The organism is Limnochordia bacterium (genome assembly GCA_023230925.1).
In the GTDB taxonomy this organism is placed as follows: domain Bacteria; phylum Bacillota; class Limnochordia; order DUMW01; family DUMW01; genus JALNWK01.
Window position 1 is genome coordinate 1 of sequence record JALNWK010000001.1, and the last position, 14,325, is coordinate 14,325.

A 14,325-nucleotide genomic window follows, 5' to 3' on the forward strand; every position below is an offset into this window, starting at 1 on the left:
ACCTGTTCCCATCCCGAACACAGAAGTTAAGCCCTCCAGCACCGATGGTACTGCTGTGGTGACGCAGTGGGAGAGTAGGTCATTGCCGGGAACTTATTTTAGAGGCAGCCAATTTGGCTGCCTCTTTTTGATCCACCCATCAGTCTCTCTGCTAAGACAGCGTCATCCAATAATCAGAAAAGAGGAGGAAACAGAAAGGGACACGTGCAATACTTAATATATCTGTGATTACATAAGCAGTCGTAGCTGGGGGGCAGTTAGCCTATAATCCGGTGCTTATTGGAAGGAGAACCATGATGAGGAATGTAAGACCTCTTCCCGAGGGAATAAGCATCTCCAAAGAACTGATTTTTTCAGTTGGCATCATCCTGTTGGGATTGCTACTGGGCTTTTTGGCCAAAGCCATGGACAATTACCATATCATTGGTGAAATCGGAACTAGGCTCAGCATGTGGGTGTTCTCGGCGACATTAATTGCGGCATTTAGCCGGCACCCTATTACCGCTGCCATAAATGTCATGTTATTCTTTTTGGCAATGCTAACCTCGTACTACACCTACGGACAGATTGTGGAAGGATTCTTCCCTAAAGCGTACTTCATGGGATGGCTTGTTGTCTCTTTCCTTTCACCGATGGCAGGTTTCATCGTGTGGTTTTCGAAGGGCAACGGTATCCTCGGATTGATATCTGCAGCATTGCCCATCGCCTTGATTTTTGCTGAGAATTATCCGGCTCTGTATACACATAAAACCGCCTTGGCTATAGGTCTAGGTTTCGGACTGACCCTATGCATGATGTTGCCAACGACACTGAAGCAAAAAACGATTGTATTCGTACTTTCGATTGTCCTTGCATTCTTCATTGATAGACTCACTCTGATTAGCCTATTGCCATGGTGACCAAGTTACTGTTTCAGGTCATCGTGGCGGAGGCTATTACCATCTTGAAGACACAAGTCAAGCCGGCACCGATTGTACTGGTATGGTGACGCAGGGAGAGGGTCGGTTGTTGGGCAGGCCGTCCTTATGTTCTCACGGGACCCTTAGGGAGACAAGACTCTATGCCATGAAGACACGGTCAATCTCAATGGCACAAGAGTGCCGTGAGTGTTCTATGGCGTCGCTAGACAAAGGAGTGGGGAGGATGACGGTAATCTTATTGTTCCCCGCCAATTAGGCATATTGCGTCATCCTCTGTATCTTCCCATCAATAAATGCATTCCTTGCAAGCATCGGCAAAGGCTTGAAGGTTCTCCGGGCTACCGAAGAAGAAATGGTCGGACGGGCTACAGATATATCCACCATCAGGGCATGCGGCGTGTAGCTCATATACCTGTTTTTTTACATCCGTGGGATTTCCCTTTTCAAAACCGCGGTTTTGATCGAAGCCGCCAATGAAAAAGAGTCGATCACCAACTAGTTGATTGGCCAAGGCTAAATCACAATCGCCTCCCATGCTCGGAGGGGTCATTGTCTCCAAACCATCGGCGCCATTTTCCACCACTAGGTCTAGAAGCTGCATCAAGCCACCACATAAATGGTAGACCACTTTTGATCCAGCGTTGTGAATAGCCTCATGTTGTTTTTGATCATAGGGTAAGCAGAATTCCCGATGCATTGAGGGACTAATCACCGTGTTTGATCCATGTCCCCCACCGGTCTCGACCAGATCAAAGGCAAACTTACCAGCTCGTTCAATGACGCGTAACTTCTTATCTAGGAGGGACTGGAGGACATAATGTACCCAATCAGGTTGATCAAAGGTGGCCAGGATTGCTTCCTCGGTACCAAAAAGGCAGCAAAAACTCTGCCAGGGGCTACCCTGACCGAAATCGAAAAGAATCCCACGGACGATCCCTTTGTTTCCTATCTGCTCTTTCGCTGTAAGAACCGGGGACCAGTCTACCGACTCGGGAATTGGTACATATTTGTTCCATATCTCGAAGTCCGCCTCGGATTTAATGATATACTCCGTGGTCCATGTGGTGAACTGGTTTGTTCCACCGGCGGTTGTGAGGGTTTCCTCGGGCGTGACAATCTTCTCCCGCCACTGGATTTGCCCCTCAGGATCGGTGTGTTCACTGCGGTAAACCTGCCAATTTCGTTTAGAACGTTCATTGAAGCTGTAGATTGGGGCGGTATAGACCACCGCGTCCATACCGAACCTGGCATAGGCCTCATATTGGTCCAATCCGTTCAGGTATTGTTCTAGATAATAGGGCATCCAACTGTGCACTTGGCACGGCAGACGATCCGGCTTTTCATTATGGAGAACTGTTAACAAACGGGTACGTGAATCCATCAATAATACCACCTGACCTATCGGAATATTAATGCTGAATTCTCTAGAACGCTCCTGATCTCCTTCTTAACAAATTGGTAAACACCAACCAAGCGTCAGTAGGGGGAAAACAATACAGCCGCTAAAGGAGTGTCCTTAGCGGCTGTATTCACACGGGGTGAGTTCATTCTTACACAGTCATCATGGAGTTTACTTGCTGTAATGTATTATGCTCTCGGTTACCTAGATTCACAATAGACTCTTTGCTCTTTGTACCACATGTTCTACAGAGATTCCCAGCTTTTCTGCTACCTGTTTCCCGGGACCGCTTTCGCCAAACTGATCAATGCCAATGACGCATCCCTTGGCCCCGACCAACGAGTACCAGCCATTTGTGCGACCTGCTTCAATGATCACTCTGGGGGTATCAGTGCCTAGGACTTGATGTATATACTTTTCATCCTGGGCCAAGAACAGTTCACGACATGGTATAGAAACAACGCGTGCGGTGATGCCTTCTTCCTTGAGCTTCAAAGCAGCATCGGCACATACGGCTACTTCACTACCTGTACCAACTAGGACCACGTCTGGGCTATCCGAGCCCTTTTCTAACACATAACCGCCCTTGTCTATCGGACAGTTTGTTGTCCCCGGCAGAATAGGTAACTTCTGTCTACTAAGTACCAAGGCGGTTGGTGTTGCCTTTTCAGCTAAGGCGAACAACCAAGCGGCTTTAGTCTCACGGCCATCGGCGGGCCTAATCACATGCAAGTTGGGTATGACCCTCAGTGCTTCTATATGTTCGATAGGCTGATGGGTTGGACCATCTTCGCCTACGAAGATTGAGTCATGGGTAAACACGAACACAACCGGTTGCTTCATTAAAGCGGCTAAGCGAACCGTTGGTCTCATGTAGTCGGAGAAGACCAAGAAGGTGGAACCGAAAACTCTAAAACCCCTATGCAGGCTCATACCATTGAGAATACTTCCCATGGCGTGTTCCCGGATGCCGAAATGGATATTCCTCCCGTCAAGACTGTTTTTGGCTACTGCACCAGCGGCCTTAAGCTCTGTTTTAGTTGATGGTGATAGGTCTGCAGAACCACCAACCAGGAACGGCAGCTCCTTAGCGAGGGCGTTTAGCACTAATCCCCCTGCATCCCGGGTGGACACGGCGGACTGGAAGTCGATGGAGGCACCTATCCCATCAGGCAGGTCTTCAGCAAAGTGCGCTTGATACAATTCATAGAGCCCGGGCTCTTCTTTCCTCCATTGGTCAAAGCGCATCTCCCATTCCTGGCGGATGGCAGACCATTGCTGTATTTTTCCCTTAAAGAAGCTACTAACCTCTTCCGGTACGTAAAACTTCTGATCTACGGGGAAGCCCATTCCTTTTTTCAGTAAGACAATCTCTTCGTCACCTAGGGGTGCCCCATGGGCGGCTGCGGAACCTTGAAGATTAGGTGCACCCTTGGCGATACTTGTTTTGGCAATGATCAGGGAGGGTTTGTCCAAGACCTTTTTAGCTTGCAGTAGGGCGTTACGGATCTCATCAATATTGTGACCATCTATTTCAGTGACGTCCCAGCCGAAAGCAGCATATCTTTGTGCCACGGATTCGGTAAAGGCGAGGTCCGTGCTACCTTCAATACTGATCTCGTTTGAGTCATAGATCAAGATTAACTTTCCTAGTCCCAGATGCCCTGCTAGTGATGCTGCTTCATAGGAAATTCCCTCCATTTGGCATCCATCACCGCACAACACATAGGTATAATGATCAACAATGGATTGTTCGGTTGTGTTGAACCGTGCTGCCAGCATGGCCTCTGCCAAGGCCATACCAACGCCATTGCCAATGCCTTGTCCTAAAGGTCCCGTTGTGGTCTCAATACCAAGCTCAACCTCATATTCGGGATGCCCTGGGGTTTTGGAGCCCAATTGCCGGAAGTGAGCCAGATCATCTAAAGACAAGGGATACCCGGTTAAATGAAGTAAGGAATACAGGAACATGGATCCATGGCCTGCGGATAGTATGAATCGATCTCGATCAGCCCACGTTGGGTTTGTGGGATCATGTTTGAGGATTTCCGCAAAGAGAACTGCACCGATTTCCGCACAGCCTAAGGGCATTCCCGGGTGTCCGGAGTTGGCCTGTTGCACGCCATCGGCGCTCAGACCCCGCACGGTATCGGCGATCTTTTGGATTATGTGGTTATCAGTCAATGAATCGCACCTCCACGAACCTTGCGATGTATGTCGCGGTTAGGTTCTTAATTATGACAGGTTGGTATATGTTGGTCTTAGTGTTTAACAAGGTTTGATGTGTTACTCCTCGATCCTAGTAAATCCCTGTTCGCGTATGGGTAATACGCTCGCTCATTCTTTACCATGATACCATAATTACAGGTTTTCATGCTACCTTGTCTACTTTCCTAGGGTAATACTTTCGGCGCGAGCGACAGGATAAAATGATAAATCACGGATCTTGGGATAAACATGCAAAGACAAGGCAATAAACCTCGCACAGCAACAACTGACGGTAATTCCAAAAACCTTGTTTAGACTTGAATAAGGAGACGTGATGTTAAGCTATCTTGTGTGCATGACACTATTTTAATGAAAATGGCGTCTTCTTTTGCAGGACTTTTTGCATAAACTGAGAAGACATATACTGATGAAAGCACGCCTCGGTTAGTGAGGCCGAGAGACAAGAAGGATGTGTCGGATTTGGTTAGCATGTCAGATATAGCTGAGCTTTTGGGTATTTCCTGTGCCACGGTATCAAGGGCATTGAACGATTCACCAAAGATCAGCGAGGAAACAAAACGAAGGGTCCTTGAGGCAGCTAAAAAGACTGGTTATCTGGAGAAGTTCGAAGCCAAACGGCAGCAGACCGTTAAGAAGATAGGTTTTATCATTAGCAAACACTACTTTGGGACCAATGAACCCTTTTACACAAAAGTGTTACTCGGCGCTGAGGAACTAGCTAACAAGGAAAACATGCGCGTAAATTTGTTTACAATTAACGAGCAAGATACGGTTGATTGGCTGCTCATGGATCTAAAAGAGTTCAAAATTGATGAGGTGATCGTGGCGGCAGCTATATCTTCAAAAACCATAAAGCGACTGATTACTGCGGGACTCAAGATTGTCTTAGTGGACTTTGAGCATGGGCAGCTTCCGACGGTGGAACCAGATAACCTCAACGGGGCTTATGCTGCGGTTCGCCATTTACAGAGTCGTGGCAGGGAGAAAATCGCCTTTATTAGTGGTGAAAAGGATCACCCCAGTATGCTACAAAGATACCGCGGGTATCGATTGGCCATCGAGGAGGCAGGGGGTCAGTACAATGAGGACCTAATTCTGCAGACCTCAGGATACTGCACCGTTGAGGAAGGGTATCAGCAGGGACTAAGGCTCCTTCGTAAGGGGGACTTTGATGCGGTCCTAGCGGGTAATGATGCGATGGCGGTTGGCGTGATACGTGCCTTTACCGAGAAAGGACTTCAAATTCCCCGGGATGTCTCAGTTGTTGGTTTTGACGATGTAGAGATGGGGTTGTATACTAGCCCTCCGTTGACCACGGTGCGAATCCATAAAGAAAAAATGGGCCAGATCGCGGCCTCTATGCTAGTCCACTGGCAGCTAGACTGGGGAAAGATCGGATGGAGGGTGTTGGTGCCAACGGAGCTAGTGGTGAGGGAGTCCAGCTAGAATGTGACTGATTCAGAGCGTGGATCATGTATCCCGTTGCACTTGAAGCAAAGGACATTAATGTAGGCGGAGGATGATACCCCATGAAGGTCGGTCGGTTTTTACGGGAACGTTTCAATAACGAACAAGGGTTGTACGGCGCTTTGAGTATTAGGCTAGGTTTGTGCAAGGTCTTGAAAAGCCATAGTACCGGCAGGTAGTAGAGACTACAGAGCAACATGTTTATTCCAGGCTGCAAGCGGGTGAGTCCTTGGCTCACAGCTTGCTTGTGAAGCCTACAACGTGCACTATATTGGACATGCCCACAGTGATACGAATTGGCAGTGGGATTGGCCTGAGACGGTGGATGAGTGTTGACAAATTCCCTGAACCCATCTTCTTGTAGAGCCAGGCGGTGACTTACTGGCTGACAGATCCCGGAGGCCTTTAAGCAGATTGAAGCAAAGGTGGCTGAAGGCCGGTGGGAGATCACGGCGACACCTTAAAATTAACGATGAGACAAGGGGGCAGAGCACTCCAAGACAGTGCCAACGACATGAGGCGTTCAGACTCATCAAAGATGCGACTTCCTTTTCAAAACAGCAGAGCTTCCACTTACCACCCTTTGCCTTTTGGGGCCTTGGGGGAAGGGGAAAGGAAAGGCAGTGAATATGATAAGACTAGGGATAACATGCTCGGGTGCGACGCAACGGACTTCGGTAGTGGGGATTTCCTTAGACTAGGACTTCTCTTGTTCACGCTCCGTAATGGTAACCAGCAACTGCCCCAAATACACCAGAACCTATGCCGAGAAGGAGCTCATTGTGGAAGAGAAACAGGTGATGTCCTTTCATCTCCATCGATTGAAGCTAAAGAATCAGCCGATACTCCCGTGGTAATGTATGAAGATGGCCGAAGATACGAAGTGCCAGCAGGGACCATGATTCGGCTGATGCCGGGTGAAGGTATTACCCTAAAAACCTCCGTGTATCATCGGTTTTGGGGTGAAGAGAAAACAGGCAAAGACCTGCTTGGGGAGGTATCCCAAGTTAATGATGATTGAAGGGATAACCGATTCCTGAAAGAGGCAGGACGTTTTCCCGCCATTGTCGAAGATGAACGAGCAAGACACTTCTTAGCCAATGAGTATTTACTAAGGCAAAGCTAGAAAGAGGGTAAACTCATGCCCAAACTTTACGGAAAAACCTATACAAAGCATGACCTACTCCAGCGGGTGGGTGATATCTCTCAACTCGGAGGAGTAGAGCGTTTTCAGTTGCACGAAGGACTAGAACAGGGTGTAGAAGGGGTGCGGTTTAGGACAGGTACAGGTCTTAGCTTTGACGTCCTCCTAAGCCGCGGTATGGACATTAGTACCACAGAATACCAGGGTGTTCCCCTGGTGTGGCGTTCTCCCACAGGAAGGGTTGCTCCCACCTATTATGACCCGAGGAACACCGGTTGGCTCCGCAGTTTCCACGGAGGAATGTTAGTAACCTGTGGCTTGACCTCGGTTGGCTCTCCGTCGGAAGATTCCGGTGAAGAATTAGGGCTACATGGCCGTATTTCAAACATCCCTGCCTCTAATACCCATGTCGGTGGTTGCTGGCAAGATGATGATTACTTGATGTGGGCCGAGGGCCAAATGAAACAAGCGGTGGTATTCGGAGAGAATCTGATCCTACACCGTCGTGTGGAGGCAAAGCTTGGAGAAAACCGTTTTTTCGTCCACGATCGAGTGAAAAACCTTGGATTTACAACCACTCCGCATATGTTGCTATATCATATTAACTTAGGTTTTCCCTTGGTTGATCCCGAAACAGATCTTCTACTACCATCCATTGAAGTGACCCCAAGGGACCAGGAAGCAGAACGGGATCTACAGGATTTTGCAAAGATCACAGAGCCTCAACCAGCATATCAGGAGAAGGTATATTACCATCAGATGGGCCAAGACGCGCAAGGCTTTACATATGTTGCAGTGATCAACCGGCGTTTAGACGATGGGCTGGGGATCTATCTGAAATATAAAAAGAGCCAGCTGCCTCAATTTGTGCAATGGAAGATGTTTGGGCAAGGCACATACGTGCTCGGTCTTGAGCCAGCCAATTGCTTTGTGGAAGGAAGGGCCCTGGAGCGGGAGCGGGGTACTTTGCACTATCTCCAGCCCCAACAAGAGCGGCACTACGATTTAGAAATTGGCGTTCTGACCTGTTCATCGGAGATTGACCGGATTAAGGAACGGGTGGCTGACTGTAAATAATACTACGGCTGCTTCCCAAGGAGGAGCCTTGGTTGTTCTTAAGATGGTCCTAAGTTCTGCTCCAGGACCATACATACTTGGATCCTTTAACATCACGGGGTTTTGGCGCTAGGGCATCTATGCCCGTTCCAGCCAGAAAATCTGCGGCTTGTTCTGGTGGGGATCTGTGAGATTAATGTCTTCACCGATTTCTCTACGGGTGCGGTAGATGCGGTTAGGAAGGCTTTAACTACAGATAACATCAGGCAAATCCCAGCCTTGTTAGAAGTGATTAAGGTATTGGTGCTTGAATGTGTCTTGGAAAAGATGAAGACCTTTAGTTCTGAGGGTAAAGTCTAACCCCGACAGGAGAACAACTGTGAAGGACTATGAAGCAATTGTAGCCGGTCATCTATGTGTTGACTTGATTCCAACTTTCCCACAGGATTTACGGGTTCCCTTATCGGATATGGTGCAACCAGGGAAACTCAATCATGTGGGGCCGCTGCAGATTAGTACCGGAGGAGCAGTGGCGAATACGGGGTTGCGCTAATTAAGCTAGGTGCGAGAACAAGGTTAATGGGCAAGGTGGGCAATGATCCTTTCGGGGCGGCTGCCATTGGCATTTGTGTCGTTGCGCTCCAGATTCGGAGGACATGGTCCATGAAGGGGAAAACACCTCTTACACTATTGTTCTCTCACCGGCTAGTATTGATCGTGTATTCCTTCATTACCCTGGGTGTAACGCTACCTTCACCGTGGATGATCTGGATGAGTCCGCCCTATCCCATACGAAGATTATGCACTTTGGCTATCCACTGCTAATGAAGGCTCTTTATACTAACCGAGGGGAGCAACTAGTTCGCCTCTAAAAACCGCAAAGAAACACAAAGTAACAGTATCTTTGGATTTGGCCATGCCCGTTCCAGGTGTTGAAGGGAAGATTGGCGCCTTATTTCTAAAAGCCCCTTCCCCTCGTGGATATTTTCTTGCCCAGTCTGGAGGAGTCTTTGCTCATTCTGGAGCCTGAAAGCTTCCAGTCCTATCAAGCTATGGGACCGAAGGAAAAAGACCAAGCCACCCCGGACTTAGCTTTCCGCATGGCCAAAGGTTTCCTAGAGCTTGGTGCTTCGGTTGTTGGGATTAAGTGTGGCATCTTGGGGTACCATGTACAAACTAGTCCAGATCTTACACGGGAGAGATTGGGCAAAGGAACGCCTAAGAATTTACCTAATTGGACGAATCGTAGGCTGTGGTGTGCAAGTTACAAACCAGAGACGTTTACCTCTGCAACTTGGGGCTGGGGATTGCTTTATCGCTGGTTTGTTGATGGGACTTCTTCGAGGATGAAGCCTCGAGCAGACGGTAAACTCGGCCTGTGCCCTTGGACGAAGTATGGACCTATGATCCCCAAGGTAAGGTATGGGTAGAATTCATCCAATCTAGAATAATCGGAGGGTGCGGCAGATGAATCCAAGCTTTGATGTGATGGCACAAGTGCTGAACGGGGGTAACCCATCCCGGGTACCCTTATATGAGCATTTTGTAGATCTGGAGATCATAGAGGAAATAATGGGGTTTAGACTCGAGTTTGACGATACCACCGATTACTTCATGCGACTAGTCCAGTTTTATGAAGAGCTAGGCTATGACTATGTGCCTTTGGAGTTGGCACCGAACTTTGCCCAAAGAAACATTCGGCGTGGACAGGATACGGCTCTGTATAGTCGCGGAGAGCGCCATTGGGTGGATGAAGGTAGCGGGCCGATTCAAACTATGGATGCTCTACTTGCCTGTCCATGGCCACAGATCGATGACGCTGTAGATTATTCAGTCTTTGAGCTTGTAGGTAGTCTTCTACCCCCTGGGATGAAGATCATCGGGGGCGGATCCGGAGGTCCCTTTGAGCATGCAAGCTTTTTAATGGGCTTGGAGAACTTATCCCTGGCGGTCTATACTGATCCAGACCTAGTGGAGGAATTATTCCAGAGGATCGGCGCGACCCTCGTTGGGATAGCCGAGCGCCTAGCCCCCCTGGATTGCATTGGGGCATATAGGTTTGGTGATGATTTGGGGTACAAGACAGGAACCATGTTTTCCCCGGAGCATATTCGCCGATACATTCTGCCGTGGTACCAGCAAATAGCAGAGGTCGTTCATAGGGCGGGAAAGCCATTGATTCTGCACAGTTGTGGCCAGCTAAAGGAGATCATGGAGGACATTATTGCTGCAGGTGTTGATGCCAAGCATTCCTTTGAAGACGCAATTATGCCGGTAACTGAGGCGAAACGTCTTTGGGGAGATCGGATTGCGATTTTAGGTGGAGTCGATGTCAATTTCCTTTGTTTGAAATCGGAGCAAGAAGTCTATGACTACACCTGTCGAATTCTAGAACAATGTGCTCCAGACGGGGGATACGCCGCTGGATCTGGCAATACGATTGCCAATTATGTTCCTGTTAGCAACTACCTTGCTATGGTCAAAGCGGTTCGGGATTTTAACGGGTAGTAGAGCTGATAGTGCCGAGTCCAGTCTATAATGTTACATCTTTTTGCTTAAGTCATCCTGTGGGCCCCGAGTAGTCATTTCGGCGCATTGAATCAATCACACTGTGCCAGTCTAGCCTAGTGAGTCTTCGGGTGTCGCATTAGGTAGAGTCAGACATCTGGACTGGACTACGTACCAGTGTAAAATGAATTGAATGGGCTTGGTGTACCCAATGTCCAGAGAATCTAGTACTATGCATATTTCGGAGTAATTCATACATTACGCATGAAGTCTTGTCATTGCGACTGGAGGAAAGGTACTACTATTCTTGTAGGGTCTTATGTGGGTTAAGAAAAGCTCATCCCCGTTCTACATTACCGAGACGAGGAACCAAGCAAGGACAATACTTGCTTCAAAACCAAGCCGCACTGCCTCCCATTTCACCTTATCTTTCCAGCACAATTCACAAATAATGTACACGCCAACAGTCTACTTCTGGTGGTATCTAACACAAATTGCTCCGGAGGGTTAAAACTGAGAGTAGTACCCTGTGGATGTTTCGAGAAAACAGAGCCGACAGCCGGCAAGCCGATGCAAAACCCTCCCAGAGTGTTGCATCGGTATTGCATGAAGAGATATTTGCCGGAAAGGACTAACGGCGTCCTCCAAATGCCGTCTGTTACTAGGTTCGTGTCTGTTGTAGGTGTCTGCCATGTAGGAGGTACACTTTACTAATTGTAAAACCGCATGTACAATATCCTTCATATTTGCAGGATAATTGCAAAAGGCGGCGAATACATATCAATAAGGAGTTGCATCAACTACGAGCAAATAATTGGTTGGGGGGATGCAACAAAGGGAGAGCGTTCTATTAACTGAATAGTTGTCGGGTACGTATCACAGACCACATGAGATAGTTCGAAGGAGGCTACTAAGATGAAAAACAGCACCTATTATAAGAGGTTGCTAATTGCTGTGTCGCCGTTACTAATAGTCCTACTTGCGGTCTCATCATCTTTTGCTACCGTGAAACTAGAGTTTTGGACCAATTTCGGTGCTGGTCCGTCCTTAGAGACACTCAATCAGTTGGTACAGCAATTCAATAGTACCCATCCGAGCATACAGGTTAGACACAGGGGGGTACCAGGTGACCTAGGTGAGCAGTACCAAATGGCCATTGTTGCTGGTATTCCGCCAGATCTTGGTTGGGTAGGTCCGGACTGGTTCATCAATTTCTATGATACAGATATTCTCGTGCCCGTAGATGAACTGGCTGTCAATGATGATTTCGATACAGAGCAGTTCTGGCCCGGTTTGTGGGATGAAGACAAGTATAAAGGACACCAATGGGGTGTTCCCTTTGAAGTTGGTTCTGAAGCGCTAATGTACAACAAAGACAAGTTCGCTTACTCTGGTATTGCCGAAGCCCCGGAGACTTGGAGTGAGTTTGTGAACGTCGGGAAGAAACTCACAGATGCTGACAGTGGCCAGTACGGCTTTCATCTATGGGGTTTTCCCTATATGTCTGTCCAGTGGATTTGGCGGAACAATGGTAGTTTGGTATCGGAGGACCTGCGCAGGGTGACATTCACAGACCCACGAACAGTTGATGCCCTGCAATGGTATGGTGATCTCGTTGTCAATCACCGCATAGCTGGTGGTAGCTTTGCTGATGGTTCCGCAGCAATGATGGTAACCCACGCTGGTTGGTATGGGCAGTTTAAGGACTTTTCCTTTGAAGCAGATGCTTCGTATCCTCCCATTTCCGAAACGGGTACTAGAGCAAGTCTCAACTACTATAAGGAACTAGTAATTTTCCGCTCCACTCCCGAAAAAGAACAAGCGGCTTGGACCTTTGTCAAATGGTTAATGGAGCCGGAAAACTTGGCCCACTGGGCCGTTGAGACAGGGTATCTACCTGTTAGTCAAACAGCACTAGGAACCGACACTTATCAGCATTATTTACAGGAAAACCCAAAGCTTCTCGCCTGGATTGAAGAACTTGCATATTTGCGTGGCTTTCCTTATTTGACAAGCTGGGGACAGATCCTTGAGCTCTTCGGTCAGGCAAGCAGTGCCGTACGTAGTGGTCAGGCATCTGCAGCAACTGCTTTAGAAGGCTTACAGGGCGCAGCCCAGGCAATTCTTGATCGGGAGTGGGCAAGGATCGAAGGAATAGAAGATGAGGACGATCCGGGCGTGCAGGTAGGATTTATTGATGAGTTATCCAACATAGACGAATGGTATGTGCCCGGTGGTGGGGCGGCGAAGATTAGCTGGGTTGGAAATGCCTTGGAGTTAGTCTCTAATGGAGAACGTGATTGGGGAGAATGCCGTCGATTGATAGACGTAAACGCTTCCAGATTCACCAAATTAGAGGTGACAATAGATAGCATTAAAAATGGGCGCTGCGTCCTAGCTATTCAGACCCCCTTGGGTGAGCTCAAATGGAGCGGGGTAAGCAACGCAGGAGTATATACGTACGATATCACGGGCCAGCCGGGACCCTTTGAGCTTAAAGTTTTCTATGAAGGTGCCGATGCAAAAGTTCGGATTGGTCAGGTACGTGTGATTCGGTAACTGGCGGTGTGGGGCCTAGAAGGCCCCACAATCCACCTTAACACCATTGGACGACACTGATAACAGGAACAAAAGGAGAACAGCAATGATAGGATTACGACGTCATGGAGTGATCATGTCCCCGGGGAAAACGGGACTAGGTGATGCTTTGTTTAATCCGGGTATCGTGCAAGACAATGCTGGTATCCACATGTTGTTTCGCATTGCCGATGGAGATTTTGGTTCTAGAGGGTATGTCTCGACGATTGGATATGCGAGACTAAGTGAACCCACACGGGTAGTAGAGCTTAGGGAGACTCCACTCATAGCTCCGACGCTACCTGAGGAGAGTGCCGGCTGTGAGGATTGCCGCATTGTATCCTTGGATCATCAGTACTATCTGTTTTACACAGCATATGATGGGCAAACGGCACGGGTTGCTGTTGCCAGCACGTTGGACTTCACAAATATTACTAAACTAGGGGTACTTCTCTTTGACCATTGGGACAAGGACGCCTTCATTTTTCCGGGGAGAATTAATGGCAAAATCGCTTACATGCACCGGATAGAGCCAAGCATCCAACTGCTAATGGTGGATACGATAGAGGAGTTGCTAGATGTAAGGAGCCACCCGTGGGAGGCACATCTGAAGGCCATCGGCCAAGAGACCGTGCTGCGTCCTACCTATGCCTGGGAGGTCCTGAAGATCGGTGCTGGGCCACCACCGCTCCAAACGGAAGCTGGCTGGTTGCTTATCTACCATGGTGTTGACCGACATTCGGTTTACCGAGTCGGGGCGGCATTGCTTGACCAAGATGATCCGTACCGAGTTATCGCAAGGCTTCCCTACCCAATCCTTGAGCCGATAGAGGAATATGAGCGTGTGGGTGATGTTCCTAATGTTGTGTTTCCCCAAGGATTGACCGTGATCGATGATGTGCTATATGTTTACTATGGCGCCGCGGACAAAGTAATTGCCTTGGCTTCAATCAAGGTTACTGAGCTAATTGATGAACTCAATCGTCATCAGACCTAGTCTTTTATTTTCCGAAGGAGGTAGCGCA

General features: G+C 48.4%; 12 protein-coding genes, 1 rRNA gene and 1 pseudogene. 12 read left to right on the forward strand and 2 right to left on the reverse strand.

All coding sequences use genetic code 11. The features are described 5' to 3' along the window. Together rrf and M0Q40_00010 are read left to right on the forward strand one after the other, a co-directional pair. A 5S ribosomal RNA gene (rrf, locus tag M0Q40_00005) occupies positions 1-91 on the forward strand; the annotation flags it as partial. 205 nt (positions 92-296) lie between these two features. Next, positions 297-899, forward strand: coding sequence for a hypothetical protein (locus M0Q40_00010; GenBank protein MCK9221007.1), 603 nt, complete (start codon positions 297-299; stop codon positions 897-899). A 307-nt stretch (positions 900-1,206) separates the two neighbouring features. On the opposite strand, the gene M0Q40_00015 is transcribed toward M0Q40_00010, so the two are convergent. Both M0Q40_00015 and tkt read right to left on the reverse strand, forming a co-directional pair. Then, the gene (locus M0Q40_00015) at positions 1,207-2,301 is read right to left on the reverse strand and encodes a hypothetical protein (GenBank protein MCK9221008.1); all 1,095 of its coding nucleotides are present in this window, start codon (positions 2,299-2,301) and stop codon (positions 1,207-1,209) included. 228 nt (positions 2,302-2,529) lie between these two features. After that, positions 2,530-4,488: a transketolase gene (gene tkt, locus M0Q40_00020; protein ID MCK9221009.1), complete on the reverse strand. Its 1,959-nt coding sequence runs from the start codon at positions 4,486-4,488 to the stop codon at positions 2,530-2,532. Positions 4,489-5,016: 528 nt separating this feature from the next. Here tkt and M0Q40_00025 point away from each other — a divergent pair. The 10 genes and pseudogenes from M0Q40_00025 to M0Q40_00070 all read left to right on the forward strand — a co-directional run bounded on the left by M0Q40_00025 (position 5,017) and on the right by M0Q40_00070 (position 14,297). Beyond that, entirely contained in the window at positions 5,017-5,994 is a 978-nt protein-coding gene (locus M0Q40_00025; GenBank protein ID MCK9221010.1) for a LacI family transcriptional regulator, read from the forward strand. Between the two features lie 670 nt (positions 5,995-6,664). Further along, a pseudogene (locus M0Q40_00030) lies at positions 6,665-7,141 on the forward strand (D-lyxose/D-mannose family sugar isomerase). A 15-nt stretch (positions 7,142-7,156) separates the two neighbouring features. Beyond that, entirely contained in the window at positions 7,157-8,236 is a 1,080-nt protein-coding gene (locus tag M0Q40_00035; GenBank protein MCK9221011.1) for an aldose 1-epimerase family protein, read from the forward strand. A 102-nt stretch (positions 8,237-8,338) separates the two neighbouring features. Then, complete coding sequence (locus tag M0Q40_00040; protein ID MCK9221012.1) at positions 8,339-8,575, forward strand: class II fructose-bisphosphate aldolase; 237 nt, start codon at positions 8,339-8,341, stop codon at positions 8,573-8,575. A gap of 19 nt (positions 8,576-8,594) precedes the next feature. Further along, positions 8,595-8,768, forward strand: a complete 174-nt coding sequence (locus tag M0Q40_00045) for a hypothetical protein (protein ID MCK9221013.1) — start codon at positions 8,595-8,597, stop codon at positions 8,766-8,768. A 103-nt stretch (positions 8,769-8,871) separates the two neighbouring features. Then, positions 8,872-9,087, forward strand: coding sequence for a hypothetical protein (locus M0Q40_00050; protein MCK9221014.1), 216 nt, complete (start codon positions 8,872-8,874; stop codon positions 9,085-9,087). A gap of 138 nt (positions 9,088-9,225) precedes the next feature. After that, complete coding sequence (locus tag M0Q40_00055; GenBank protein MCK9221015.1) at positions 9,226-9,645, forward strand: hypothetical protein; 420 nt, start codon at positions 9,226-9,228, stop codon at positions 9,643-9,645. 37 nt (positions 9,646-9,682) lie between these two features. Then, entirely contained in the window at positions 9,683-10,723 is a 1,041-nt protein-coding gene (locus M0Q40_00060; GenBank protein MCK9221016.1) for a uroporphyrinogen decarboxylase family protein, read from the forward strand. Between the two features lie 915 nt (positions 10,724-11,638). Further along, complete coding sequence (locus tag M0Q40_00065; protein MCK9221017.1) at positions 11,639-13,282, forward strand: ABC transporter substrate-binding protein; 1,644 nt, start codon at positions 11,639-11,641, stop codon at positions 13,280-13,282. Positions 13,283-13,367: 85 nt separating this feature from the next. Then, complete coding sequence (locus M0Q40_00070; GenBank protein MCK9221018.1) at positions 13,368-14,297, forward strand: glycosidase; 930 nt, start codon at positions 13,368-13,370, stop codon at positions 14,295-14,297. Positions 14,298-14,325 lie beyond the last annotated feature (28 nt).